Here is a 25,916-nt window from a genome sequence, read left to right as displayed (position 1 = left end):
GCACCCCGGGCCCGCCCCCCGGGCCCACACTCCGGACCGCCCGGTCGCAGCGACTCAGCCGAGTCGGGGCGACCGGGCGGTCCCGTTTCCCTCTGCCCTTGACGCACTCCCCGTGGAACGACGACCGCGGGTCTCAGCCGGCCACCGGGCTGCCGACCCGCAGCAGGTTGCCGCTGCGGTCGACGAGGGCGAACTCCCGCATCCGGTAGTCGGTGCCGCCCACCGGCGTCAGCCGGCTGCCGGTGGCCGGGTCGGCCTCGACACCGATCCGCTCCCACTCCCGGTGCCACGCGTCCGCGTCCCGGACCTGGAGGTAGCAACTGCTGGCCGTCGTCAGCGGATCCACCCCCGGTTCATGGCGGAAGTGCAGCTCGACCGTGCCCCGGACGACGATCAGGTAGCCGTCCGGCCCGTCCCAGCGGCCCCGGGGCTCGAAGCCGAGCCGGCCGTAGAACTCCTGGGTCTCGTCCAGGTCCCGGCTCGGCAGGACCGGAACCGCGTACTCGTCCATGCCGCCACCCTATCCGCCGCCCCGGAGCGGGGTGCTCGGACTGCTCAGCGCCTCCTCTCGTACCTGGTCAGGAGGACGCCGTCGGGAAACGTCCGCGTCTCCACCAGGTTCAGGTCCACCCAGCCGTCCAGCGCGGTGAAGAACGGCGTGCCGCCGCCCACCAGGACCGGGTGGGTGGCGATCACGTACTCGTCGATCAGCCCGGCGCGCATGGCCGCCCCGGCGAGCGTCGCGCCGCCGATGGTCATCGGGCCGCCGTCCTCGGCCTTGAGCCGGGTGATCTCGCTGAGCGCGTCGCCGGTGACCAGGCGGGCGTTCCAGCCGACCGTGTCGATCGTCGAGGAGAACACCACCTTCGGCGTGTCCCGCCAGTTCCGCGCGAACTCGACCTCCGCCGGGGTGGCGTCGGGCCGCTGGTCGCCGGTCGGCCAGTAGGAGCTCATCGTCTCCCACAGCTTGCGCCCGTACAGCGACAGGCCGCTCGCCAGCTCGTGGTCGAGCCAGTACTGGAAGAGCTCGGGGCTCGGCGGTCCGCTCCAGCCGATGTCGTCGCCGGCCGCGGCGACGTAACCGTCCAGGGTCAGATTCATGCCGTAGATCAGTTTCCGCATGGCCCGGCCTTCCGTCCGTGGGTGTCCGGCGTCCAGACCAGCGTGAGGACCGTTGTCGTCCCCCGCCACCTGCCGCTGCGCGACGACGTCATGTCGCTACCTTCGCACTGCCTCGGGGGACGTCCTCCTCGGAGTCGCCCTGCCCGCGCGTACGGTCCAGCTCGCGCCATTCCGCCCGCAGTCCGGCCAGATTCGTGGTGAGGAAGTACGCGGCGCCGCAGGTGAGCAGCACCGGAAGGAGCCCGACGGCGGCCACCGCCGCACCGGCCAGCAGCCCGCCGAGAGGGATCCCGGCCCAGGCCAGCGAGTCACCGAGGGCGTTGACCCGGCCCAGCATCCGGCGCGGCACCCGCTCGACGAGGACGGCCCCCAGCACCGGGTTGACGAAGCCGGCACCGAACCCGCTGACCGCGAAGACGGTCAGTACCACCCCCACCGGGGCGCCGGAGGCGAGGACCAGGAACCTCGGCGCCCCGGCGAGCAGGAATCCGGTGAGAAGCACCGCCCGCCGCCGCAGCCGGTGCGCGACGGCCGCGGCGATCAGGCTCCCGCCGACCGCCGCGGCTCCCGTCACGCCGCCCATCAGGCCGATCGCGGTCGGCCCGTTGCCCGACTCCCTGGCCCAGACGGGTACGAGCACCGAGCCGAACGCCGCGTCCAGCAGGTTGGTGATGCCGACCATGACGATGACGGTGAGCAGCAGCGGCTCGCCGCGCAGGAAGGTGAAGCCCTCGCCGAACCGCCGCCAGTAGCCCGGTCCCGTCTCCCCGGCCGGCGAGGGGGCTTCCTCGGCCGCGTGTCCCATGCCGCGGGGCAGCGCGAGTTTGATGATCACTGATCCGAGGGCGAAGCAGCCCGCGTTGACGGCGAGCCCGGTCAGGGGACCGAGCAGGGCCACCAGGGATCCGCCGACCGCCAGGCCGACGGTGGAGGCGAGCCGCTCGATCACACCGGCCAGACCGGTGGCCCGTTCCAGCGGCACCCGGCCGCGCTCGGCCGCCTCCGGGACCATCACCTCCTTGGCCAGGTCGCCTGGGCCCCGGGCCGCGCCGATCAGCGCGACGAGAACCAGCAGTAGGGGAAAGGAGAGCAGGTCCAGGGCGTGGAGCAGGGGAACCGCGGCGGCGGCGGTCGCGCTGGCCAGATCGGTGGTCCAGGAGACGGCCCGCGGGCCGATCCGGTCCACCAGCGGTCCGGTGAACGCCTTGACCACCACGTAGGGAGCCATCTCGCAGAAGGCCACCAGTCCGGTCAGGGTGGCGCTGCCGGTGGTGACGAGGACGAACCAGGGCAGTGCCACGACGGAGATCCGCGTGCCGGTCAGCGACACGACCATGGCCGCCAGCACCCCGCCCAGCGGCCGTAAGGACCTCTTGCCGGGTATGCCGCCGGCCTCCGGGGCGTCGTCGGTCATGACGTCGGACTTCCTTCCGCTTCCTGGGGGCCGGAGGGGAGCGACGACGTGGCCGGCGCGTCCGGTTCGGGCAGGATCTGCGTGATCACGGCGACCCGTTCGGCCCCCTCGGGGGCACCGGCCGCGGTCTCCGGTGTGTCCCGCCGGTAGCGCGCGATGACCTCCGCCAGCTCCCGGTACAGGGCGGCGGCTTCCTCGGGCGTGAGCCGCAAGGCCCAGTCGCTCATGTCGAAGGTGTTCCGCCAGGCGCGGGGCATCGTCTGGAGCCCGTTGAGGGCTTGCTGGGTGCGCAGGGTGTAGATCGCGGCGACGGACTGCTGGTAGGCCAGTGCGGCCTCGGGCTCCCGCTCGGCCAGCTCCGGTTCGTTGAACCAGGTGGTCCGGTGCACCGAACGCCACCAGCGTTCGCGCGCGTTGCCGCGTTCGGTGTCCTCCTCGACGAAACCGGCCGCGCCGAGCTGCCGGAGGTGGTAGCTGGCCGTACCGGAATTCACGCCCAGCCGCTCGGCGAGGCGGGTGGCCGTCGACGGGCCGTGCTTCCGCAGCAGCCCGACCAACTGCACGCGCACCGGATGCGCCAGGGCGCGCAGCCCCTTGGCATCCAGGACGACCGAGTCCTCATCACCCTGCGGGCCGTCCGGCCCCTCCACTGCATCAGCCATGCGACACACGGTAGTCCGCAAAGAGTTCTTTGCGAAGAGTTATTCGCGAAGAACTCTTCGCGGTTCGGTTCGCCTGCGAGGTGCCGCCGCTCACCCGTCGACCGTCGCGCAGCACCGTCAGTGCCGGGCATCAGTGCCGGGCGAGGCCGGCCTCGCGGGAGAGGTCGGGGTCCTCCGGGGCGCCGAGGACGAGGATCTGGAGGGCCGCGCCGACGTAGACGACCAGGAGCCGGGCGATCCTGCGGGGCGTGCTGGGCATGGTGGTTGTCCCTTTCTCTCGTTCGCTCGTTCACTCGTTCGCTCACCGGAGGGTGCTGCCGGGGGTCACCAGGAGGTGGCGTCGTCCATCGACTGCTGCCAGTAGGTGACCTTGAGGGAGTCGTCCACGTAGACGCCCTTCGCGGGCAGCGAGGGCTGGGACCCGGCACCGACGCTCTCGTTGCCGGACGGGCCGTGGAAGTAGACGACCAGGGAGTTCACCGTGTGGCCGTTGGCACTGTCGGTGCCGTCGGTGGAGGACAGGTTCACGGAGGCGTAGCCGGACTCGCCGGGCTTGAGCGTGACGACGGCCTGCGGCTTGGAGTCGGTGATCACCGGGGGCACGGACTGGGCCTCCCCGAACCGGACCGCCGGGTAGCCGTACAGGTAGCAGGTGCCGCTACCGGTGTTGGTGACCGTGAGCAGCATGTGGTTCACGGGGCGGTTCAGCGGGGCGGCCGTCGTCCGGGTGTTGTCGCCGGTGCAGGTGACCGGCTTGGCCGCCTCCGGCGCCGGCCCGCCGGACGGCTTGGACGCGGGGGCGCTCGCCCCGGGCTTCGCACCGGTGGACGCGACTGCGGCGGCCGAGGGCTTCCCGGTGGTACCGGCGCTGCCCGCCGGAGCGGCGGGCGCCGGCGAGGCGGGCGAGGGCGAGGCGGAACCGGCGGCCCGGAGGGTCGGGCCGGTCGTCGTCGCGATGTCCCCGGTGTCCCCGTTGCCGGTGCAGGCGGAGACCGACAGGGCGGCGAGCACGACACCCACGGCGGCGGTGGCCAGCCGGGTGCGGGAGGTACGGGAGGTACGGACGGACATGGGCTCGGGCCCCTTCGGCAAGCGGTCGAACCGTACGTCGACCGGATGACCGAAGCCTGCGGAACGGTCCGTCCCGGCCGCCAGAGCCAACGCCCCGTTGGGGACACTGGAACGGCGAAAGGGCCTCTGACCTGCGGGAACGATGCGCCCCTGGAACGCCGAAACGGGACGCCGAGGGGCCTGGCGGGCCCGCGCGCCCCGCCGTCAGTGCGGGTGCCGGTCGGACCGTTCGTTGTCCTGCGTCGCCCGGAAGGCAGCGCGCCACGCCGCGTCGAGGCCCTCGCGGGCCGCCTCGATCCCGGCGGCGGTGTTGCCGCCGGGAACCGCGACCCGCTCGATCACCTCCGCCGGCGTGGCGCCGCCGCCGACCAGGCGGCCCGCCGCCTCCAGGCTGCAGCTGACCAGCCGCTCCGCCAGCTCCCTCGGCAGCGGGGCGCCCCGCTCGCACTGGGCCCGGGCCATCGACACCGCGGCCTCGGCCAGCAGGGCCGGGCCGCAGGACGCCAGGTCGGTCGCGGCGCGGCCCTGCTCCTCGCCGATGACGAACGGGGTGGAGAACGACCGCAGCAACGCCAGGAGGTTCTCGGTCGCCGCCTCCGTCATCCCGGGCCCGGGCACCAGGAGCGTCGCGCCGGCGCCGATCTCGTTGCCCGCACTGGGGATCAGCTTGGCCACCGGGCCCGGCACCGCCCCGGCCAGCACCGACAGCGGCTGCCGGTTGCTGATGGTGACCACGACGTGGTCAGCGGTCAGCCCGGGTCGCAGGTCGCCCAGGACGGCGGACAGGGCCGACTGCGGCGTGCACAGGACGAGCAGCGCCGCGGCGCCGGGCAGCTCCCGCAGGGGCGTGATCCGCACGCCGGGGACGGCCCGCCGGAGCTGCTCGACGCTCGCGGCGGAGCGCCCGCTGGCGTGGAGGCCGCCCGGCCCGACGGCCCGGCCGAAAGCCGCCGCCAAGGTCCGGCCCATGCGGCCCAGGCCGACGATTCCCACCGTTCGAAGCTCGCTCATGGCGGCAAGCATCGCAGATGTCGATCACCGGTCTCCGGCCGCCGAATCACCGGCAGCGACACCACCGGCGGCACCGCCGGGGGCACCGCTGGCGGCACCGCGGGCCCGAACGCTTCACCCGGGCCACCGCCCCGTGTTGCCGATCGGTGTTGCCACCCCGGAAACGGCGGCGCAACGGGGCCCGGACCGTCCATGCTGTGACGCACCGTCAGCGCGACCAGAACAACCCACCGATACTGCGAGGATGGTGCCGTTGTGCAGCCCGTAGAACGCCGGGGGGTGACCGGGTGGGGAACCTGCAACCGCTGAGCCCCGATCTGAACGAGGAGTGCCGCGCCTTCGCCGAGGCCCTGCGCAGCCTGTTCGCGGGGTTGTGGCCCACGGTGTCGGTGCGCCGCTACAGCTCGCGCCGGCACCTGAGCCCGGGTGCGCTGTCCCGCTACCTGTCCGGGCAGCGGATCCCGTCCTGGCAGTTCGTCCAGGACCTGCTCACCGACGTGGGCGCCGACCGGGGCACCGTCGCCACCCTGGAGACCGTCGAACTCCTCCGCTCCCTCCACGCGGCCGCGCTGAGGACCAGTGCCTCGGTGGGCCACGCCGTCCAGCAGCTGCAGTTCCAACTGGCCGAGGCCGACCGGCTGTCACGGCGCTCGGCCGCCCACAGCGACGTCCTGGGCGACGCCCTGCTCGACAAGAACCACCGCATCGCCGACCTGGAACTGCGCCTCAACCAGCTGGAGAGCGACTGGGCGCGGGAGCGCGCCCGTGCGGACGAGGTCGCCGTCTACGCCGACGACCGCGCGGACCTGCTCCTGGAGAAGCAGGACCTGGAGAAGGAGGTCGCCCGGCTGGAGACCGAGTTGGGCGAGGCGCTCCGGCGCCGGCTGGCCGCCGAGGCCCGCTGCGAACTGCTGGAACGCCAGCTGATCGCGGCGGAGCAGCAGGCCGGCGAGGACCCGCTGCGGATCGAGGCTGCCGCCACGGCCGACACCGCCGACACCGCAGCCCCCACCGCCACCGGTCGGCCCAGGGTTCTGGTGGTCGACGACCAGCCCTCGAACCTGGTGGCCCTGGAGGCCGTCCTCGCGGCCGCCGACTGGGACGTGCTGGCCGTCACCTCCGGCCCGGACGCGCTCAAAGCGCTGCTCCAGCACAACGACATCGCCGTCATCGTCCTGGACGTACAGATGCCCGGCATGGACGGCTACGCGACCGCGGCCCAGATCAAGGGCCGCGCCCAGACCCGCGACATCCCGATCATCTTCGTCACCGCGATCGGCTCCGACCCGGAGAACGTCCTGCGCGGCTACGACGCGGGGGCGGTCGACTTCATCGTCAAGCCCTTCGACCCCTGGCTGCTGCGCGCCAAGGTCACCGCCCTGACCGGCATGTACCTGAACTACCGCGGCACCCCCCGCCCCGCCCCCGCGAACCGCCCCCCGCACACCACCACCGACTGGCTCCTGCCCTCCACCACCACCCCCGCTCCCCCGCACCAGCCGCCCTGACCACACCCCCGCCCCGGCTCCCCCCGCCCGGGCGGAGCCCTCATGGCCGGGCCGTCAGTCCGGACGATCAGCAGGGCACAGTGGGACTACGGGTGACGTGCGCTGTCGTCCAGTCCGGCGTTCCCCTGCCAGGGCTGAATTCGAGCCGCTGGGAGTCGCCGCCCAACAGTTCGGCGCACACCGTGCCCTCGGCGTTCACGGAGCCGTCCACGTTCAGCAGCGTGACGACGAGTCCGAACTGCCTGGCGAGCCCGGTGTTCGGATCGTGCGAGGTCACATCGAGGAGGAGGTCGACGGTCGTGGTGTTGACGGGGTTCGCCGCGCTCATCCTGACGCTGTAGTCGCCGACCGTGTAGGCCTGGGCGAACGCCTTCCGCTGCGCTGCCGCCGTCCTGGCGGCAGCAGCCGAGGCTTCTGCCGCAGCCGAGGCTGACGCCGAGACAGCGGCCGACGCCGCGGCCGAAGCGGAGGCAGCCGCGGACGCCGATGCCGCGGCAGGGTCCCCGGCCCGCGCGGCGGCCGACGCCCCGCCGGCCGCCGCCGACGACGCCCCCGCACCGACATGGCCGGGACCACCGCCGGTTCCCTGCCCCGCCAGCGCGGCCGCCAGCACGCCGTCGGGGGACTCCGCCGGCTCCGGCCTGCCGTCCTCCGGAGTCAGCTCCTGGGCGCTCGCCGAACCGATGTGACAGGTCAGATCACGGTCGGTGACGCTGTCCAGAATCCCGGCACCGGCGATGGTGTGCCGGCCGGGCGGCACGTAGTAGAGCATGCGGCCGGCGTCGAAGGCGTGGCGCTCGGTGCTGGTGCAGGCGAGGTCGATCGTGTACGCCAGCATGCGGGGAGAACGGTTGTCGACCGATATCGCGCACCGCTCCGTTCGCATCCGACCGCCCAGGGCGGGATCGGCGCCTTCGGATGCACACAGGACGAGTCCGACGTCCGCGCTGCGGTCCCGATCCACCACCGACGAGGAGCAGCCGGACAACGTCGGGACGGCCGCCAGAGCCGCAGCGACGCAAGCGGAGGTGACGGCGGAGGCGGCCATGGAAGCACGGCGCATGGAGGGGCGCTCCTGAGCTCGGGGCGGGACGACGCCGACATCCTGCCGCAGAACGCGCCCCGCGGGTGGGGTGATCCCGACTACGGGGCACCGACCCGGTTCCGCAGCCGGAGCGCGTGCAGGGTCAGCCCCGGGGCGTCATGTCGTCGAGGAGGTGAACGAGTTCGGCGGGCCTGGTGACCATGGGCCAGTGGCCAGTGGCCAGTGGCCTGTGGCCGGAGTCGATGTCGACGAAGTCGACGTGCTCGGCCCGGGCGAGTCCCGGGGCCTCACCCGCGGCGATCCGCACCCGGGCCTGCCACGGGGTGAACTCCGGGCAGACCACCACGACCGGGACCAGGTAGCGGCGTCGGTCCGTCAGCCGGACCACGCCTCTGGCCGCCCGCTTCGCCGCCGCCGTGTCCGACCCCGGGGATCCCGCCCGTCCTTGAGCGCCGAACGCCCCTGCGGACCGCAGCACTTGGCGGCCGCCGCCGCTCCTGGCAGGATGCCGGGACGACGGGGCAGTGGACGAACCACCGGGGGCGGACTGTGAGCATCCACGTCAGCTACGAGCTGACGGCCGAGGAGGAGTACCGCGGGGTGCGGCGGGCGTACCGGCGCCGCTTCGCGGTGGTCCGGGCCTGCTGCGCGGTGCTCGTGGCCTGCGGCATCGTCCTGTTGGTGACAGGTGGCCAGCCGGCGCTCGGCGTGGTGCTGGTGGTGGTCGCGCCGCTGCTCGCCTTCTGGCAGTCGTTCGTCACCAGGCTCGGCGTCGCCCGCCACCGGGCGGAGTACCCCGGCCCGCTGACCATCACCTTCAAGGACAGCGGCTGCGCCTTCACGACGGGGAACTTCCGGCAGCCGTTCTCCTGGTCGCGCTTCACCCGGATCACGGACGACCGGGACCACCTGTACCTCTACGCCCGCGGTGAACTCCCGGTGGCCGTACCGAAGAGCGAGTTCCACCCCTACGAACTCGGCGAACTGCTGAGGGTGTTGCGGTCCAGGCCCAACTACCGCCCGCCGCGGCGCTCTTCCTGACCCCGGCCGCACGGCGGTCGAGCGCCCCAGCGCTCGGCGTGGTCGGCCTCGCGCCGGCGGCGAACCACCGACCCGCTGGCATGTCCGCGGCCGAAAGTTCGCAGGTCAAAGGTCTGTTCACGGAGCCCGGGCCGGTCTAGCATTCCGGGTCACAGCAGCCCCACCACCCCCTTGCGGAGCTGCTGGGCAGACCGGCCCACGCCCCCACGTCGGCCGGTGCCTCCCACGGCCGGGACCGCGGGCCTCCCCGTCCCCGCGGTCCCGGCCGGCCCGGACGCTGTCGGTGCCCGCCGCTACAGTCGGCCACCGACGACCGGACGGACGAGCAGGCGCGGAGCGGCGGAAATGAAGGGTTTCACGGGGGACTTCGAGCACCACGCCGGGCACCGTCGAGCCCACCGGGCCGCCCTCGACCACCTCCTCGCCCTGGTCGCCGCCTCCCCCCTGGGGGACACCCTGGTGCTGCGCGGAAGCATGGTGATGCCGGCCTGGGTGGGGGACGACGCACGGGAGCCCGCCGACCTCGACTGGATCGTCCCGCCGCCGCCGCTGATCCCCGTCGATCCCGGGCACCCGTACCCGTACGTGGCGGAACCGGCAACCGTCCAGCAGTGGCCGGAAGCCGCCGACGGTGCCGCCCGGTACGAGATCTGGGCCTTCGAGGAGTTCGACACACCCGGCCTGCGACCCGTGGTCGCACCCGAAGGACTGCACTGGATCAACGCGGCGGAGCCGGAGGCCGACCCACCCCACCGGGCCCTGCTCGACCTGGTACGCGAGCAGCCGACGGCCGCCCCGGGGCTGACCCTCGACCCGGCCGCCGCCCGGCTCGACGGCGACTGGACCTACTCGGAGTACGACACCCCTGGCATCCGCCTGGTCATCCCCTGGCGGGCCGACGGCCTCCCGCCCGGCGAGGTGCGACTGGACTTCGCCCGCGACGAGCAGTTGCCCGAGGCCCCCGTGTGGACGGCCGTCCCCCGGGGCGACGGCGCCGCGCCGACGCCCGTGCGGACCGCGAGCCGCGAGCTGTCGCTCGCCTGGAAGTTGTTGTGGCTGCACGCCGACTCCGCTGCGGAGGGCCGCGCCAAGCCCAAGGACCTCTACGACGCCGTCCTGCTCGCGGAGGCCGCCGGCTCCGGCCCCTCCCCGCAGCTGCTGCACCGGGTGTTCCGCCACGGACCCGGCACCTCGGCGAGCGCGACCACCCCGCACCTGGACACCCTCTCCCTCCCACCCGGGGCCTGGGACGACTTCCGGGCACAGCACCCCTGGGTCCGGGGCGCGGCCCAGGACTGGCTGACCCGCCTGCGCCGAGCCCTGACCGGGCCCTGACCGGACACTGACCGGGCACCGACCGCCCGGAGGGGCCGTAGCGTGCCGTCGCCCGGCCTGCCTCCCGGGCACGGGTGACCGGGGCGGCTTGACCAGGAACTGATGAGGCGCCATATTACTTTCATGACGCAGCACCCCGAGACCGGCCCCGCCGCCCCCAGCATCGAGCAGGCCCGTCGGCAGATCGCCCGCTACGGCCTGTCGGCCGATCCGCAGGCGATCCTGGTCGCGGCCCGGCTGATGGCGGCGGGGGCACGGATCGGGCAGGCCGGGGAGGTCCACTTCGGGCGGTTCGGCCTCTCGACCGGCCGGTACCGGCTGCTGGCGGACCTGGAGGACCACGGCGGCGAGAAGTCGCCGTCCCAGCTCGCGGCGACCCTCGGGGTCTCCCGGGCGACCGTGACCGGCCTGGTCGACGGGCTGGAGCGGGAGGGGCTGGTGGTCCGCCGGCCGTCGACCGAGGACGGCCGCGGCAACGTGGTGATCCTGACCGCGCGCGGCGCCGACCGGCTGCGCGAACTCGCGCCCGAGCACTTCGCCCGGATGCAGTCGCTGGTCGGCGGCCTCAGCGTCGAGGAGCGCGCGACCTTCCTGGACCTGCTGGCCCGGGTCGTCTCGGGCATCGACGCCCTCACCGAGGACTGACGCCCCGCACCACCCGAGCCCGAGGCGGGCCGCCGAGCGGCCCGCCTTCTCTTCACCGTAATAGTTAGGTACCTAAGTACAAATACTTAGGCACCTCACCACATTCATCGAGGAGCAACCGTGAGCAAGAAGGCCCCCGGGGCACCCCCGCCCTTCATCCTGTGGCGGGAGGTGCTGACCTCCTACGCGATGCCCGCCGTCAGCGCCGCGATCGGTGGGGCCGTCACCCGGCAGCCCCAGCTGGTCGTCGCCGCCTTCACCACCATCGGCGGCACCTCCGCCCTGGTGGCCGCCGCGCTCGGCGCCGCGCTCCGCCGCCGTCCGGCCCGGCCCGCGCCACCCCGGACACCCCGGGCACTCGCGGCCGCCGCCTCCGGGCTGTTCGCCGCCGCACTCGGCCTCGCCGCCGGCCTGGCCGCCGCGCGCTGGCTCCCACACCTGCCGCACCTCCCGCACCTGCCGGCGCTCGCCGACAGCCCCTGGCTGCGGCGGCTTCCGGTCGACCTGCCGGTCTCCTCGGCGATCGCCGGGACCATCACCACCTGGCGCTGGCGCGGCAGCCGGCCCACCCGGGAACCGCAGCACCGACTCTCCGGCAACACGACCACCCCCCGACCCGAAAGGCAGACATCATGATCGTCATCATGGGCGCCGGAGGCGCCACCGGCGGTGCCACCCTGCGCAGCCTGGCCGCCCTGGGCGCACCGACCCGCGCCCTCAGCCGCGACCCCGCCCGGCTGGCCGCCACGCTGGACGACCACACCCTCGCCCGGACCACCACCCTCCCGGCCGACGCCGCCGACCCGGCCTCGCTGCGCCGGGCGTTCCAGGGCGCGCACCAGCTGTTCCTCACCATGGCCAACGGCCCGCGCCAGGTGCAGTACGAACTGGCCGCGATCGAGGCGGCCGTCGACTGCGGCGTGGAGCACATCGTCAAGGTGTCCGCCCCCGCCGCCGAACCGGACTCCCCGGTCGCCGTCTCCCGGGGCCACCACCTGGTCGAGGAGCACCTGCGGTCGCTGCGCGTCACCACGACCGTCCTGCGGCCGTACGCCTTCCTGCAGAAGCTGCTGCTGCTGGCACCCGGCGTGGCGGCCGGCGGGGTGCTGCACGGCGCGATGGGGCAGGCCCGGTGCAACTACGTGGACGTCCGGGACATCGGCGACGCCGCGGCGGAGGTCCTGACCCGCCCGGAGCTGGCCGGCGGCAGCTACCCGCTCACCGGCGGGCGCGCCTACAGCTACCCGGAACTCGCCGCACTGCTGGGCGAGCTGCTGGGCCGGCCGGTCCGCTACCTCGACCTGGCGCCCGGCGAGCTGCACGCCCACCTGGTCGGCCGGGCCGGGATGCCGGACTGGCTGGCCGCCCACGTGGTGGAGATCCAGCAGCTCGCGGTGGTCCGCAAGGAGGTGCCGGACGACACCTTCATCCGCCTGACCGGACGCTCCCCGCGCAGCCTGGCGGCCTTCCTCAGCGAGCACCTGCACCTCTTCCGCTGACCGTCCGACCCCCTGGCGGGCCGGATCCGGCCCGCCGGGCCCGGCCCGCCACCCGAACGGAGCAGCATTTCCTGTGGCATGGGTCACGATCGGAAAATCGACCTGACGATCCGTCAATTCGACTGACGAATCGTCACATCGACACGAACGGGCATCAGTTGTCAGCTGATGGAACGTCAGATTTGGTCGTTCAAGGCGAAGTTGACCCTTCTGCTGCCCACTGCCGGTTCGCCGCCCCGGGGCTACCATCGGTCGGGTTGTCCGTTCCGGCCCCGGAGCGGGGTCACCCGTCGAACAGGTGATCCCGCCGCCCCAGGGGCCGGACATCGGTAGGAACGGGGCGAGGACAGAGGAGCGCACGGGCTGCCATGACCGCTGAACCGAGCCACCCGAAGCAGAACGCCACGCCGCCGCGGCCCGCGCCGCAGCCCGCGCCAGGGCCCAGGACGGGGCCGGGGACGGAGCCGGGGACGGACTCCGCCCCGACCCCCGCCGCGCCGCCCAGGGCCCTGTTCCCCGGCCGCCCGGCCGCCGCCCCGCGCACCCTGGTCGACGTCCTGGACGCCACCGTGCGCGCCCACCCCGACGAGCCGGCCCTCGACGACGGGCGCACCGTGCTCAGCTACCGGGCCCTGGCCGCCGAGGTGGAGCAGCTGCGCCGCCGCCTGGCCGCCGCCGGGATCGGCCCGGGCGACCGGGTCGGCGTCCGGGTGCCCTCCGGCACCAACGACCTGTACGTCTCGATCCTCGCCGTGCTCGCGGCCGGCGCCGCCTACGTCCCGGTGGACGCCGAGGACCCGGACGAGCGCGCCCAGCTGGTCTTCGGCGAGGCCGCCGTCGCCGCCGTGCTCGGCGCCGAGCGCGCCCTGACCGGCACCGCCGAGCGCGCCCTGAGCAGCAGCGCGGAGCGCCCGCCCGCCCCGGGGCGCCGCCCCTCCCCCGCCGACGACGCCTGGATCATCTTCACCTCCGGCTCGACCGGCAGGCCCAAGGGCGTCGCGGTCACCCACCGCAACGCCGCCGCCTTCGTCGACGCCGAGGCCGCGCTCTTCCTCCAGGAGGAGCCGATCGGCCCCGGCGACCGGGTGATGGCCGGCCTGTCGGTCGCCTTCGACGCCTCCTGCGAGGAGATGTGGCTGGCCTGGCGGCACGGCGCCTGCCTGGTGCCCGTCCCGCGCTCCCAGGTGCGCAGCGGCGCCGACCTGGGCCCGTGGCTGGCCGAGCAGGAGATCACCGTGGTCTCCACCGTCCCGACCCTGGCGGCGCTGTGGCCCGCGGAGGCGCTCAACGAGGTCCGGCTGCTGATCTTCGGCGGCGAGGCCTGCCCGCCCGAGCTGGTGCAGCGCCTGGTCACCGAGGGCCGCGAGGTGTGGAACACCTACGGCCCGACCGAGGCCACCGTGGTCGCCTGCGCCGCCCTGCTGACCGGTGACGGCCCGGTCCGGATCGGCCTGCCGCTGGACGGCTGGGACCTCGCCGTGGTCGACGAGGCCGGGGAGCCGGTCGCGCCCGGCGGCACCGGGCAGCTGGTGATCGGCGGGGTCGGCCTGGCCCGCTACCTCGACCCGGAGAAGGACGCCGAGAAGTACGCCCCGCTGCCCTCGCTGGGCTGGGAACGCGCCTACCGCAGCGGCGACCTGGTCCAGGCCGACCCGGCCGGCCTGCTGTTCCTCGGCCGCACCGACGAGCAGATCAAGCTCGGCGGGCGCCGGATCGAGCTCGGCGAGGTGGACGCCGCGCTGCAGGCACTGCCCGGCGTGGCCGGCGCGGCCGCGGCCGTACGGACCGCGCGCGGCGGCAACCAGCTGCTGGTCGGCTACCTGGTGGTCCAGGACGGCTTCGACCGCGAGCAGGCCGTGGAGCGGCTGCGCGCCGAACTGCCCGCCGCCCTGGTGCCGCTGCTCGCCCCGGTGGAGACCCTGCCCACCCGCACCTCCGGCAAGGTCGACCGCAACGCCCTGCCCTGGCCGCTGCCCGAGCTGGAGGCCGCCGGGCCGGGCGAGCGGCTGTACGGCACCGAGGCCTGGCTGGCCGAGCAGTGGTCGGAGATCCTCGGCGTGCAGGTGGCCGGGGCCCGGGACGACTTCTTCGCCATCGGCGGCGGCAGCCTGGCCGCCGCCCGGCTGACCACCCTGCTGCGCACCCGCTACCCGAACGCCGCGGTGCTGGACATCTACCAGCACCCGACACTGCGCAAGCTCGCCCGCCACCTGGAGCGCACGGCCACCGCCGACGGCGAGACCCGTACCGTCACCCTGGTGCCGACCAGGGCCAAGCTGCTCCAGCTGCTCCTGCTGGTCCCGCTGTTCACCGTGGTCGGCCTGCGCTGGACGGTCGCCCTGCTGGCCGCCGGGAACCTGCTCGCGCACGTCGGCGACTACCCGTGGGCGCCCACCGCCTCCTGGTGGGCGGTCGGTGCGGGCGCGCTGCTGCTGTACAGCTCGCCGGGCCGGCTGGCGATCGGGGCCGGCGGAGCCCGGCTGCTGCTGCGCGGGCTGCGTCCCGGCAGCTACCCGCGCGGCGGCGCCGTGCACCTGCGGCTGTGGGCGGCCGAGCGGCTCGTCGAGCTGAGCGGCGCGAGCGCGCTGTCCGGCGCCTGGCTGGTCCCCTACGCCCGGGTGCTGGGTGCCAAGGTCGCGAAGGAGGTGGACCTCCACTCGCTGCCGCCGGTGACCGGGATGCTCAAGCTGGGCCGGGGCTGCGCCGTCGAGGCCGAGGTCGACCTGTCCGGTCACTGGCTGGACGGCGACCGGCTGGAGGTCGGCCAGATCAAGGTCGGCGCCGACGCGGTGGTCGGCACCCGTTCGACGCTGCTGCCCGGTGCCCGGGTCGGCAAGCGCGCCCAGGTGCTGCCCGGTTCCAGCGTCACCGGCCAGGTGCCGACCGGCCAGCGCTGGGGCGGCGCGCCCGCCGTCAAGCTGGGCCGGGCCGAGTGGTCCTGGCCGGCGGGGACTCCCGTGCGCCGGCCCGTCTGGGCCGCGCTGTACGGCGCCGGCGACGCCCTGCTCGGCCTGCTGCCGGTCCTGCCCGCCGCGGCCGCCCTCGCCGTGCTCTCCCGGTTCGTCGAGCAGGGCGCGGGCCTCGGCCCGGCGCTCGGCGGCGCCCTGCTCGGCCTGCTGCCCGCCACCCTGGCGTACGGCGCGCTGTACGCGGCGCAGCTGGTGGTGCTGGTCCGGGTGCTGAGCACCGGCCTGGTGCCCGGGGTGCACCCGCTGCACGGCCGGGTCAGCTGGCAGGCGTGGACGGTCAGCCAGCTGATGGACCGGGCCCGCGAGGTGCTCTTCCCGCTGTACGCCGGACTGGTCACCCCGCTGTGGCTGCGGGCGCTGGGGATGCGGGTCGGCCGGGGTGCCGAGGTGTCCACGGTGCTGGCGCTGCCCAGCCTGACCACGGTCGGGGACGGCGCGTTCCTGGCCGACGACACCCTGATCGCCCCGTACGAGCTGGGCGGCGGCTGGATGCGCCTGGGCGAGGCGAAGGTCGGCGACCGGGCCTTCCTCGGCAACTCGGGGATGACCGCGCCGGGCCGCTCGGTGCCCAAGCGGGGCCTGGTGGGCGTGCTGTCGGCGACGCCGGCGAAGGCGAAGAAGGGCAGCTCCTACCTGGGCATGCCGCCGGTGCGGCTGCCGCGCGCGGCCGACCGGGCGGACCAGAGCCTGACCTACGAGCCGCCGACCCGGCTGCGCTGGGCGCGCGGGCTGGTCGAGCTGGCCCGGCTGCTGCCGGTGCTCGCCTCGGGGGCGCTGGGCCTGCTGACCGTGGCGGCGCTGTCCTGGCTGGCGGACGGCTCCCCGCTGACGGCGGCGCTGCTGTCCGGCCTGCTGCTGCTGGCGGCGGGCGGGGTGGCCTGCCTGGTGGCGGTGGCCGCGAAGTGGCTGCTGGTCGGCCGGTTCCGGGCGGTGGAGCACCCGCTGTGGAGCGGCTTCGTGTGGCGCAACGAGCTCGCCGACACCTTCGTCGAGGTGCTGGCGGTGCCCTGGCTGGTCGGCGCGGTGCCGGGCACCCCGGTGCTGAACCTGTGGCTGCGCGCGCTCGGCGCCAAGGTCGGGCACGGCGTGTGGTGCGAGAGCTACTGGCTGCCGGAGGCGGACCTGGTCACCCTCGGCGACGGGGTCAGCGTGAACCGGGGCTGCGTGGTGCAGACCCACCTCTTCCACGACCGGATCATGCGGATGGATACTGTGGTCCTCCGCGAGGGCGCCACCCTGGGCCCGGGCGGGATCGTGCTGCCCGGCAGCACGGTGGGCGAGCGCAGCACGCTGGGCCCGGCCTCGCTGGTGATGCGGGCCGAGTCCGTCCCCGCGGACACGCGGTGGCTGGGCAACCCCATCGAGGCGTGGCAGACCACGTCGTGACCACCCCTCCCCCTGGTACGACCGCTGGTACCACCGCCGGTACGACCGCTGGTACGACCACCCCCACCCGTCCCGGCCCGCAGGAAGCGCCCGCCCCCGTGAAGCCCAAGCACGCCCCGCCGACCGCCGCCGGTCCGGACCCGTACTTCCCCGCCAGCGGCGACCACCGCTACCGGGTGCACCGCTACGAACTCGCGCTGGACTACCGGCCCGGGCCCAACCGGCTGGCCGCCTCGGCCCGGCTGAGCGCGGTCGCGGACGCGGCCCTGGCCGAGTTCGCGCTCGACCTGGCCGAGTTCCGGATCGGCCGGGTGCTGGTGGACGGCAAGGCCGCCCGCTACACCCACCGCGGCGGCAAACTGCGGATCCGCCCGGCGAAGGCGCTCACGGCGGGTGCGGCGTTCACCGTCGAGGTGCACTACACCGGCAACCCCCGCCCGGTGCGCAGCCCGTGGGGCGGCCTGGGCTGGGAGGAGCTGACCGAGGGTGCGCTGGTGGCCAGCCAGCCGGTCGGCGCGCCGTCCTGGTTCCCGTGCAACGACCGGCCCGCGGACAAGGCGACGTACCAGGTGGCGGTCACCACGCCGTCCCCGTTCACGGTGCTGAGCGGCGGACGGCTGCTCACCCGGACCACCCGGGCGTCCAGCACCACCTGGGTGTACGAGCAGAGCGCGCCGACCTCGCCGTACCTGGTGACGGTCTCGATCGGGCACTACCGGGCGGTGCCGCTGGCCGCCCGGCCGTCGGTGCCGCAGACCGGGTACGTGCCGGAACGGCTGGTCGGGGACTTCACCCGGGACTTCGCCCGGCAGCCCGCGATGATGGCCCACTTCGCCGAGGTCTTCGGGCCGTACCCGTTCGGCGAGTACGCGGTGGTGGTCGCGGACGAGGAACTGGACGTCCCGGTGGAGGCGCAGGGCGTGGCCACCTTCGGCACCAACCACCTCGGCGGCGGCTGGGAGCGTGAGCGGCTGATCGCCCACGAGCTGGCCCACCAGTGGTTCGGCAACAGCGTCACGATCGCCGACTGGCGGTACATCTGGCTGAACGAGGGTTTCGCCAAGTACGCGGAGTGGCTCTGGTCCGAGCACGCCGGGGGCCCGGCCGCGGCCGTGCACGCCGCCGCCGCGCACCGGCTGCTGGCCGGGCTGCCGCAGGACCTCCGGCTCGGCGACCCGGGCCGCCGGCTGATGTTCGACGACCGGCTGTACCAGCGCGGCGGCCTGGTGGTGCACGCGCTGCGGCGGGCACTCGGCGAGGACGCGTTCTTCGCGATGCTGCGGGACTGGGCCGGCGTCAACCGGCACGGCGTGGTCACCACCGGCGACCTCCTCGCGCACGCCTCCCGGTACACCACGGCCCCGCTCGGCCCGCTGTTCGAGGCGTGGCTGGAGCGGCCGGAGCTGCCGCCGCTGCCGGGCTGAGCGGGTAGTCGGCCTGGCCGAGCGGGTAGGCCGGGCCGAGCAGGTAGGCCTGGCTGAGCGGGTAGGGCCGGACCGAGCGGATATTCAACAGGGTTCCCGGGCCGGCTGGGCTACTGTCCGGGCATGCCGAACAGTGATCATCTCCCCGACCTGCCCGACCCGCTGTTGCCCACCACCGCCCGCGCCCTGCTGCACCGCACCGCCGTCGCCCAGGCCGAGGGCCGCACGCCCTCGATGGTGGCGGGCGTGGTGCGGGACGGCCGACTGGTGTGGACCGGTGCCCGCAGCATGATCGAGGGGCACGCACCGGACCTGGACGTCCAGTACCGGATCGGCTCGCTCACCAAGACCTTCGCCGCGGTACTGGTGCTGCGGCTGCGCGACGAGGGCCTGCTCGACCTCGCCGACCCGCTCGGCCGCCACCTGCCCGGCACCCCGGCCGACGACCTCACCGTCGCCCAGTTGCTCGCCCACTCCGGCGGGCTCGCCGCCGAGACGCCCGGGCCGTGGTGGGAGCGGACCGACGGCGGCCTGCGGCCCGAACTCGGCGGCCTGCTGGAGGAGTCCGGCCCGCTCAAGCACCCGGCCGGGCGCCGCCACCACTACTCCAACCCCGGCTACGCGCTGCTCGGCGCCCTGGTCGAGCGGCTGCGCGGCGAGCCCTGGGGCGAGGTGCTGCGCCGCGAGGTGCTGAACCCGCTCGGCATGGACCGCACCACCCTGCTGCCCGAGCACCCGCACGCCGGGGGCTTCGCCGTCCACCCGTGGGCCGACGTCATGCTCCCCGAACCCCTCACCGACACCGGGCTGATGGCGCCCGCCGGTCAACTCTGGTCCACCGGTGTCGACCTGGCCCGCTGGGCCGCCTTCCTCTCGGCCGGCGACGACGAGGTGCTCAAGGCCGACACCCTCGCCGAGATGCGCCGCCCCGAAGTCGGCCCGGAGGACGCCGAGTGGACCTCCGCCTACGGCCTCGGCGTGCAACTGTCCCGCCACGAGGGCCGGGTGCTGTACGGGCACACCGGCTCGATGCCCGGCTTCACGGCCTGCCTGTGGATCAGCCCCGAGGACGGCCTGGCCGCCTTCGCGCTGTCCAACGCCACCGGTGCCGGCACCGGCCGGCTGACCGCCGAGCTGATCGGCATCACGGCCGCCCACGAACCCCGGCTGCCCGAGGCCTGGCGTCCGCTGCCCGAGGTCGACGAGGAGCTGCTGGCCCTCACCGGGCCCTGGTACTGGGGCGCCGCGCCCAACGCCCTGCGGCTGCGCGCCGAGGGCGTCCTGGAACTGACCCCGCTGACCGGCGCGGGCCGGGGCTCCCGCTTCCGGCCGCAGCCGGACGGCACCTGGCTGGGCCTCGACCGCTACTACGCGGGCGAGACCCTGCGGGTGGTCCGGCACCCCGACGGCACCGTCAGCCACCTGGACGTCGGCTCCTTCGTCTACACCCGCGAACCGTACGGGCCGGCCGACGCCGTCCCGGGCGGCGTCGACCCGGCGGGCTGGCGGGCCTTCTGACCCTCGGGGTGGCCCTGGGACAGACCCTCGGCGCACCGGCTGGGGGCGGCCCCTGGGGGCGCGTACGCATCAGGTGCGCGCCCCCGTTGTCCACCCCGGACGAACGACCGCCCGGTGCCGGGCAGATGACCGACAGGCCAAGGCCCGCCCTGGGTGGTCCCATTCAACAGGTGCACATCTGCGCTCCTCCGGCCCGCAACGTGAATGCCAACCGGCTTGGAGACACATACGGGGACCGGTCCGCGCCCGATGCACGACCCCAGCGGGCCGGGACGGTGCCCTGGCGATCCACGGCACCGCCGATCGTGCTGCCCTGGAGGGTCCGCCATGACCACCGTCCCCACGTACGCTCCGTCCGCAGTCGCCCCCACCCACGACACCACGGCGGTCCCCGCGCCCCGCACCCGGCCGGCCCCGGCGCCGACCGCCTACACCGTCTCCCTCGCCCGCGACGAGGACGACGTGCGCGCCGCCCAGCGGCTGCGCCACCAGGTCTTCGCCGCCGAGCTCGGCGCCGTCCTGCACAGCCCCGTCGCCGGACTCGACGTCGACCCCTTCGACGAGTACTGCGACCACCTGCTGGTCCGCGAGGGCGAGGACGGGCCCGTCGTCGGTACCTACCGGCTGCTCCGCCCCGAAGCCGCCCGCCGGGCCGGACGGCTGTACTCCGACGGCGAGTTCGACCTCTCCGCGCTGGCCCCCGTCCGGCCCGGCTTGGTCGAGCTCGGCCGCTCCTGCATCAGCCCCGAGCACCGGGGCAACGGCGCCGTCATCAACCTGATGTGGGGCGGCATCGCCCGCTACCTCGCCGACACCGGCAACACCTGGGTCGGCGGCTGCTGCTCCATCGACCTGGCGGACGGCGGCGCCACCGGGGCCCGGGTCTGGGACACCGTCAGCGCCAAGTACCTGGCCCCGGCGGAGTACCGGGTCACCCCGCACCGCCGCTGGGACGCCACCGGCGTGCCGCGCGCCGAGCGCGGCGCCCTGCCCGCCCTGCTCCGCGGCTACCTGCGGCTCGGCGCCTGGGTCTGCGGCGAGCCCGCCCACGACCCGGACTTCGACTGCGCCGACCTGTACGTCCTGCTGTCGCTGGAGCGCACCGACCCGCGCTACCTGCGGCACTTCCTGTCCGGAACGACCGCCCCGGGCAGGTCGTCATGAGCGTCTGGCTGCCGACCGCGCCCTGCCGGCCGGAGACCTGCCTGGGCGAGCGCGCACCGGAGGTCTCGCACCCCCGGCGCGTGCTGCGGCTGACCGCCTGCCTGGTGGCGGTGGCGGTCGGCGTGCTGCTCACCCTGCCGGTGCGGCTGCTGCCGTACGGCGCCCGGGACCGGATGATCCGGCTCTGGGCGCGGGTGGTGCTGCGCTCCCTCGGGGTGACCGTGCACCTCGGCACGGCCCGGGCGCCCGGGGCAGCCGGGCGGAGCGGGACGGACGGGGCGGACGGGCGGACCGGGACGGACGGGGCCGACGGGCGGACCGGAGCGGGCGGCTTCCTCCGGAGCGGTTCCGCCCGGAGCCGGGACGGCCGGGCGGTCGGCGCCGACGGGGCGCTGGTGGTCGCCAACCACGTCTCCTGGCTGGACATCCCGCTGCTCGCGGCCGGTCGACCGGGGCGGTCGCTGGCCAAGACCGAGGTCCGGCGGTGGCCGGTGCTCGGGCCCCTGGTCGCCTGGGGCGGCACCGTGTTCCTGGACCGCGACCGGCTGCGCACGCTCCCGGACACCGTGGCGGCGGTGACCGAGGTGCTGCGCTCCGGACACCCGGTGATCGTCTTCCCGGAGGGGTCGACCTGGTGCGGGCGGGAGAGCGGGCGCTTCCGGCCCGCCCTGTTCCAGGCCGCGGTGGAGGCCGGCGCCTTCGTCCAGCCGGTGACGATCCGCTACCGGCTCGCGGACGGGCGGCCGACCAGCGCGCCCGCCTTCATCGGCGACGACGGGCTGCTCACCTCGCTCGCCCGGGTGGTCGCGGTGCGGGGGCTGGTCGCCGAGGTCACCTTCCTGCCGCCGATCCCGCCGCCCGGACCGCAGCCCACCCGGGCGGGGGCCCGGCGGGAGCTGGCCCGGGCGGCCCAGGCCGCGGTGGAGGGGATCCGCTGAACCGGTGGGGCCCGGGCGCGTCAGAACTGTCCGGCAGCACCCGACCGAGGCACCGCTCGACCAGGGCGTTGCTCGACCGGGCGTTGCTCGACCGGGCGTTGCTCGGCCGGGGCCCGGCCGACCGGGGCTACCGGTTCGCCCCGGCCAGCTCCTCAGCCTGCGCTGCGCCGGGGTCGGCCTGGGCGATCGGGCGGGCCCGGCCCAGCAGCACCGCGACCAGCACGGCGGTGACGGCCAGTGCGGCCGATCCGCAGCGCAGTGCGAGGTGGATGCCGTCGACGAAGGCGCCGTCCACCGCCTGCTGGACCGGCGCGGGCAGCGCTCCGGCCGGGCCGCCACCGCCGTGCGCGGCACCGGTGGGCGCGTCCGCGATCGGCCCCACCGCCCCCGGCGGGACACCGAGCCGGTGCAGGGCCGAGGTCAGCTCGTCCGTCATCCGGTTGGTCAGGACGGCGCCGAGCACCGCGATCCCGAGCACGCCGCCGAGTTCACGCAGGGTGTTGACGGTCGCCGAGGCCATCCCGGTCCGGGCCGGAGCGACCCGCCGGAGCACCGCGATCGAGATCGGGGTGAAGGTCAGGCCCATCCCGAAGCCCAGCGTGAACAGAGTCCAGAGGTACTCGACGTAGTGGGCGTGGTCGCCGTACAGCGACAGCCCGCCGAGGCCGACCGCGCAGAGCGCGAGCCCGAGCACCATCGGCAGCCGGGGGCCGTACCGGGCCGCCAGCCGGCCGGACAGCGGGCCCGCCACCACCAGCATGGCGGTCATCGGCAGCCCGCCGTAGGCCGCGCCGGAGGGGGACCAGCCGAGCACGCCCTGCATCATCAGCGGCAGGAAGAACAGCGCCCCGAACATCCCGAAGCTGACCATGAAGCCGCTCAGCAGCGCTCCGTTCAGCGCACTGTCCCGGAACAGCCGCAGCTCCAGCATCGGCTCGGCCAGGCGCAGTTCGAGCAGCAGGAAGGCGACCAGCAGGGCGAGCGCGGCGGCACCGCAGCCGACCACGAGGGAGTCGCTCCAACCCCGTGACGGCCCCTCGATCAGGGCGTACACCAGCAGCCCGAGGCCCGCCGCGGAGAGCGCGAAGCCCCCGAAGTCGATCCGCCGGGCCCGTGGCGGGATGCCCGGGAGGACCTTGGCGGCGAGCACCACGCCGACCACGCCGATCGGCACGTTGATCCAGAACACGCTGGCCCAGCCGAGGTGTTCGACCATGGGGCCGCCGATCACCGGGCCGATCGACAGGCCCAGTGCGGACACCCCCGACCAGAGGCCGATGGCCCTGGTGCGCTCGCGCTCGTCGGTGAACACGTGGCCCAGCAGGGTGAGGCTGCCCGGGGTGAGCAGCGCGGCGCCCACGCCCTGGACCATCCGGCCGCCGACCAGCACCTCGATCGTCCCGGCGAGCGCGGCCAGCGCGGAGCCCGCCGTGAACAGGCCCAGCCCCAGCACGAACATCCGGGTGCGGCCGTAGCGGTCGCCCACGGCGCCGCCGGTCAGCACGAGGGCGGCATAGACCAGGCTGTAGCCCTCGGCGACCCACTGGAGGCCGCTGATCCCGGCGTCCAGGTCCTGCCCGATGCGGGGCAGGGCGACGTTGACGACGACGTTGTCCAGCATGGCCATGAACATGGCCACGCAGAGCGTCAGTAGCGCGAGCCGCTTGCGGCGGGCGCTCGTTCCTTCCATGGGTTCCCTCCCACGCCTGAGCCCCTAACACCGTTAGGGGCGAGTCCGGTGCCCACAGAGTGCCCCTAACGGTGTTAGATTGGAAACGGGATTCCGCAGCCGCACCCGGAGGTGTCCGCACAGCCGTGCCGGAGAACGACAGCGCCACACCGGCGCACCACGCCACGCCCCCCGCCCTGACCAGGGAAGCCCTCGCCCAGGCGGCGCTCCGCGTGCTGGAACGGGACGGCCTGGCCGGACTGTCCATGCGCAAGGTCGCCGCCGAGGTCGGCGTCAAGGCCGCCTCGCTGTACTGGCACGTCCGCAACAAGGACGAGCTGCTCGACCTGCTCAACGACGCGATCATCGCCTCGGCCGAGCCTCCGCCCCGCGAAGGCGGCTGGCGGGTCCAGATGCGCGGATACTGCTGGAACTACCGTCGGCTGCTGCACGAGAACCGCGACGCCGCCAAGGTCATGGCCGGACGCCTCGCACCGGGACCGCACATGCTCGGCCTGCTGGACGACCAGCTGGACCGCCTGCGCGAGGCCGGGTTCTCCGACACCCACGCCGCCCTGACCACCTACCTGCTGAGCTCCTTCGTCCAGGGCTTCGTCCTCCAGGAGCAGTCGCCGCTGTCGGCCGCCGAGGCCCAGGGCGCCAGCCGGCTGGACGTCGTCACCGAGGTCCGGGAACGCTTCCGCGCACTGCCCGTCGAGGACTTCCCCAACCTGGTCGCACTCGCCACCGACCTCACCGAGCCGAACCTCGACGTCCGGTTCGAGTTCTGCGTCGAGCGCATCCTCGACGGACTGGCCGCCCTGCTGCCGCCGGACCACCGCTGACCTGCGGCGCCGCCACGAGGATCCGCTACGCTACCCACCAGGTAAAGGGTGGGCAAAGGAGCGGGCGGGGCATGACCGGGGAGCAGGCAGCACAGGAGCCGGGGGCGGAGCCGGGCGGGCACCAGCCCGGGGACCCGACCCCCGTCCCAGGCGGTCAGGTCGGGCTGGCCACCGGCCTCGCGACCGGCCTGGCCCGCGACTCGGCCGGCTGCCTCGGCGAGTTCGTCCTCGAAACCGTCGGCGGCGTGCTGCTCCTCGCACTCACCACGGGTTCCCTGGCGGGCGCGTTCTTCCTCGCCCAGACGCTCCACCGGACCAGCCCGGCCGCCGCCTACGCGCTCGCCGCGGCGGGCCTGTGCGGTCTCGTCCACGGCATCCGCCACCGGCGCCGGCCGAAGGAACAGCGCACCCGGCTCGGCCGGATCACCACCGGGATCGCGGGCGCGCTCGGCCTCTGGCTGATCCTCTGCGTCGGCTACGCCTCCTTCGACACCGCCTTCGGACTGAACATCGGACTCTGAACGCCGGACGCTGGATTCCGGACGCTGAACACCGGACGCCGGACACCGGGCCCCGAGTACCGGGTTCCGAATCCCGGGCTCCGAATTTCGGACTCCGCCCCGCCCGACAGCGGGTAGGCTCGCCCGGCGCCCCGTCCGAACGTCCACGGAGGAGTCCCCGGTGTCCGAGCCGTACCAGCACGACGAACCCCACGCACAGGGCCTGTTGGACGTCGGCGACGGGCAGCGGATCCACTGGAACACCTCCGGCGCCCCGGGCGGGAAGCCCGCCGTGGTGGTGCACGGTGGGCCAGGGTCGGGCCACAGCCCGGGCAGCCGACGGTACTTCGACCCGCAGCGCTACCGCGTCGTCCAGTACGACCAGCGCGGCTGCGGACGCAGCCTGCCGCACGCCGCCGACCCGTCGACCGGGCTGGAGCACAACACCACCGCCCACCTGGTCGCCGACCTGGAGCAGCTGCGCGAGCACCTGGGCATCGACAAGTGGCTCCTGTACGGCGGCTCCTGGGGCTCCACCCTGATCCTGGCGTACGCGCAGGCCCACCCGGAACGGGTCTCCGCGATCGTGCTCTGCGGGGTGACCACGACCCGCCCGGCCGAGACCGAGTGGCTGTACCAGGGCGTCGGCCGCTTCCTGCCGGGCCCGTGGGCGGAGTTCCGCGACTTCCTGCCCGCCGCCGACCAGGACGGCGACGTGTTCGACCTCCTCTCCGCCTACAGCCGACTGCTCAACAGCCCGGAGGAGGGCACCCGTCGGGCCGCCGCCCGCGCCTGGGCCGCCTGGGAGGACGCGGTGATCTCGCACGAGGTGCTCGGCAAGCCGAACGCCTACTCGGACCGCCCCTCCGACGCCCTGATGGCCTTCACCCGGATCGCGGCGCACTACTTCTCGCACCGGGCCTTCCTCCCGGACGACCAACTGCTGCGCGACGCCGGCCGGCTGGCCGGGATCCCGGGCGAACTGATCCACGGACGGCTCGACCTCGGCGGCCCTCTCGACACCGCCTGGCACCTGGCCGAGGCCTGGCCGGAGGCGAAGCTGACGGTGATCGACGAGGCCGGACACACCGGCAGTCCGAAGATGGCCGAGGCCCTCCGCGCGGCGGTCGACCGCTTCGCCTGATCCACC

Annotated in this window: 23 protein-coding genes and 1 pseudogene; 14 read left to right on the top strand and 10 right to left on the bottom strand. The window is 74.6% G+C overall.

Annotation, left to right across the window (positions count from 1 at the left end; all coding sequences use genetic code 11):
• Positions 1–133: 133 nt before the first annotated feature.
• The 7 genes from ACFXPX_RS06040 to ACFXPX_RS06010 all read right to left on the bottom strand — a co-directional run bounded on the left by ACFXPX_RS06040 (position 134) and on the right by ACFXPX_RS06010 (position 5,280).
• Complete coding sequence (locus ACFXPX_RS06040; RefSeq protein WP_380527601.1) at positions 134–511, bottom strand: bleomycin resistance protein; 378 nt, start codon at positions 509–511, stop codon at positions 134–136.
• Positions 512–555: 44 nt separating this feature from the next.
• Entirely contained in the window at positions 556–1,122 is a 567-nt protein-coding gene (locus tag ACFXPX_RS06035) for a dihydrofolate reductase family protein (protein WP_380587613.1), read from the bottom strand.
• Positions 1,123–1,210: 88 nt separating this feature from the next.
• Positions 1,211–2,536 carry an MFS transporter gene (locus tag ACFXPX_RS06030; protein WP_380639726.1) on the bottom strand — a complete coding sequence of 442 codons (1,326 nt, stop codon included), beginning with the start codon at positions 2,534–2,536 and terminating at the stop codon, positions 1,211–1,213.
• Entirely contained in the window at positions 2,533–3,198 is a 666-nt protein-coding gene (locus ACFXPX_RS06025; protein ID WP_380639724.1) for an ArsR/SmtB family transcription factor, read from the bottom strand. Before ACFXPX_RS06025 ends, ACFXPX_RS06030 begins: the two co-directional genes overlap by 4 nt.
• A gap of 130 nt (positions 3,199–3,328) precedes the next feature.
• A complete protein-coding gene (locus tag ACFXPX_RS06020; protein WP_380399460.1) occupies positions 3,329–3,457 on the bottom strand; it encodes a hypothetical protein in 129 nt (42 codons plus the stop codon).
• Between the two features lie 65 nt (positions 3,458–3,522).
• Positions 3,523–4,269, bottom strand: a complete 747-nt coding sequence (locus ACFXPX_RS06015; RefSeq protein WP_380639722.1) for a DUF4232 domain-containing protein — start codon at positions 4,267–4,269, stop codon at positions 3,523–3,525.
• Positions 4,270–4,473: 204 nt separating this feature from the next.
• Positions 4,474–5,280, bottom strand: a complete 807-nt coding sequence (locus ACFXPX_RS06010; RefSeq protein WP_380527587.1) for a pyrroline-5-carboxylate reductase family protein — start codon at positions 5,278–5,280, stop codon at positions 4,474–4,476.
• 287 nt (positions 5,281–5,567) lie between these two features.
• Between ACFXPX_RS06010 and ACFXPX_RS06005 the strand changes: the two genes are divergently transcribed.
• Positions 5,568–6,788, top strand: coding sequence for a response regulator (locus tag ACFXPX_RS06005; RefSeq protein ID WP_380527584.1), 1,221 nt, complete (start codon positions 5,568–5,570; stop codon positions 6,786–6,788).
• 67 nt (positions 6,789–6,855) lie between these two features.
• Here ACFXPX_RS06005 and ACFXPX_RS06000 read toward each other — a convergent pair whose 3' ends face one another.
• Positions 6,856–7,851 (bottom strand): hypothetical protein, encoded by a 996-nt coding sequence (locus ACFXPX_RS06000; RefSeq protein WP_380587624.1) that lies wholly within the window; start codon positions 7,849–7,851, stop codon positions 6,856–6,858.
• Between the two features lie 124 nt (positions 7,852–7,975).
• Positions 7,976–8,230: pseudogene (locus tag ACFXPX_RS05995) on the bottom strand (alpha/beta hydrolase); the annotation flags it as partial.
• Positions 8,231–8,382: 152 nt separating this feature from the next.
• On the opposite strand from ACFXPX_RS05995, the gene ACFXPX_RS05990 reads away from it, so the two are divergent.
• The 10 genes from ACFXPX_RS05990 (at position 8,383) to ACFXPX_RS05945 (ending at position 21,752) form a co-directional block, all read left to right on the top strand.
• On the top strand, positions 8,383–8,874 hold the full coding sequence (locus ACFXPX_RS05990) for a YcxB family protein (protein WP_380527579.1): 492 nt from the start codon (positions 8,383–8,385) through the stop codon (positions 8,872–8,874).
• A 345-nt stretch (positions 8,875–9,219) separates the two neighbouring features.
• Positions 9,220–10,209, top strand: a complete 990-nt coding sequence (locus ACFXPX_RS05985) for a nucleotidyl transferase AbiEii/AbiGii toxin family protein (RefSeq protein ID WP_380527578.1) — start codon at positions 9,220–9,222, stop codon at positions 10,207–10,209.
• A 123-nt stretch (positions 10,210–10,332) separates the two neighbouring features.
• Positions 10,333–10,854: a MarR family winged helix-turn-helix transcriptional regulator gene (locus ACFXPX_RS05980; protein ID WP_380527575.1), complete on the top strand. Its 522-nt coding sequence runs from the start codon at positions 10,333–10,335 to the stop codon at positions 10,852–10,854.
• Positions 10,855–10,974: 120 nt separating this feature from the next.
• Positions 10,975–11,490, top strand: coding sequence for a hypothetical protein (locus tag ACFXPX_RS05975; protein WP_380525520.1), 516 nt, complete (start codon positions 10,975–10,977; stop codon positions 11,488–11,490).
• Entirely contained in the window at positions 11,487–12,353 is an 867-nt protein-coding gene (locus ACFXPX_RS05970) for an NmrA family NAD(P)-binding protein (protein WP_380525521.1), read from the top strand. The genes ACFXPX_RS05975 and ACFXPX_RS05970 overlap by 4 nt, the downstream gene beginning before the upstream one ends.
• Before the next feature lie 368 nt (positions 12,354–12,721).
• A complete protein-coding gene (locus ACFXPX_RS05965; protein WP_380639720.1) occupies positions 12,722–16,708 on the top strand; it encodes a Pls/PosA family non-ribosomal peptide synthetase in 3,987 nt (1,328 codons plus the stop codon).
• Between the two features lie 98 nt (positions 16,709–16,806).
• On the top strand, positions 16,807–18,132 hold the full coding sequence (locus ACFXPX_RS05960) for a M1 family metallopeptidase (RefSeq protein WP_380525523.1): 1,326 nt from the start codon (positions 16,807–16,809) through the stop codon (positions 18,130–18,132).
• Between the two features lie 123 nt (positions 18,133–18,255).
• Complete coding sequence (locus ACFXPX_RS05955; protein ID WP_380639718.1) at positions 18,256–19,650, top strand: serine hydrolase domain-containing protein; 1,395 nt, start codon at positions 18,256–18,258, stop codon at positions 19,648–19,650.
• Positions 19,651–19,977: 327 nt separating this feature from the next.
• Positions 19,978–20,814: a GNAT family N-acetyltransferase gene (locus ACFXPX_RS05950; RefSeq protein WP_380639716.1), complete on the top strand. Its 837-nt coding sequence runs from the start codon at positions 19,978–19,980 to the stop codon at positions 20,812–20,814.
• Positions 20,811–21,752, top strand: coding sequence for a lysophospholipid acyltransferase family protein (locus ACFXPX_RS05945; RefSeq protein WP_380639714.1), 942 nt, complete (start codon positions 20,811–20,813; stop codon positions 21,750–21,752). Before ACFXPX_RS05950 ends, ACFXPX_RS05945 begins: the two co-directional genes overlap by 4 nt.
• Before the next feature lie 127 nt (positions 21,753–21,879).
• Here the strand turns inward: ACFXPX_RS05945 and ACFXPX_RS05940 are convergent, their stop codons facing one another.
• Positions 21,880–23,442 (bottom strand): MFS transporter, encoded by a 1,563-nt coding sequence (locus ACFXPX_RS05940; RefSeq protein WP_380525527.1) that lies wholly within the window; start codon positions 23,440–23,442, stop codon positions 21,880–21,882.
• A gap of 125 nt (positions 23,443–23,567) precedes the next feature.
• Here ACFXPX_RS05940 and ACFXPX_RS05935 point away from each other — a divergent pair, with 125 nt between their 5' ends.
• The 3 genes from ACFXPX_RS05935 to pip all read left to right on the top strand — a co-directional run bounded on the left by ACFXPX_RS05935 (position 23,568) and on the right by pip (position 25,910).
• Entirely contained in the window at positions 23,568–24,266 is a 699-nt protein-coding gene (locus ACFXPX_RS05935) for a TetR/AcrR family transcriptional regulator (RefSeq protein WP_380525528.1), read from the top strand.
• Between the two features lie 71 nt (positions 24,267–24,337).
• Positions 24,338–24,787, top strand: coding sequence for a hypothetical protein (locus ACFXPX_RS05930; protein ID WP_380639712.1), 450 nt, complete (start codon positions 24,338–24,340; stop codon positions 24,785–24,787).
• Between the two features lie 160 nt (positions 24,788–24,947).
• Positions 24,948–25,910, top strand: coding sequence for a prolyl aminopeptidase (gene pip, locus ACFXPX_RS05925; protein ID WP_380639710.1), 963 nt, complete (start codon positions 24,948–24,950; stop codon positions 25,908–25,910).
• Positions 25,911–25,916 lie beyond the last annotated feature (6 nt).

The sequence above is a fragment of the Kitasatospora sp. NPDC059146 genome (genome assembly GCF_042786665.1).
In the GTDB taxonomy this organism is placed as follows: Bacteria; Actinomycetota; Actinomycetes; order Streptomycetales; family Streptomycetaceae; genus Kitasatospora.
The sequence above is the reverse complement of the archived record's forward strand: the minus strand, read 5'-3'. Positions and strand labels throughout refer to the sequence as shown.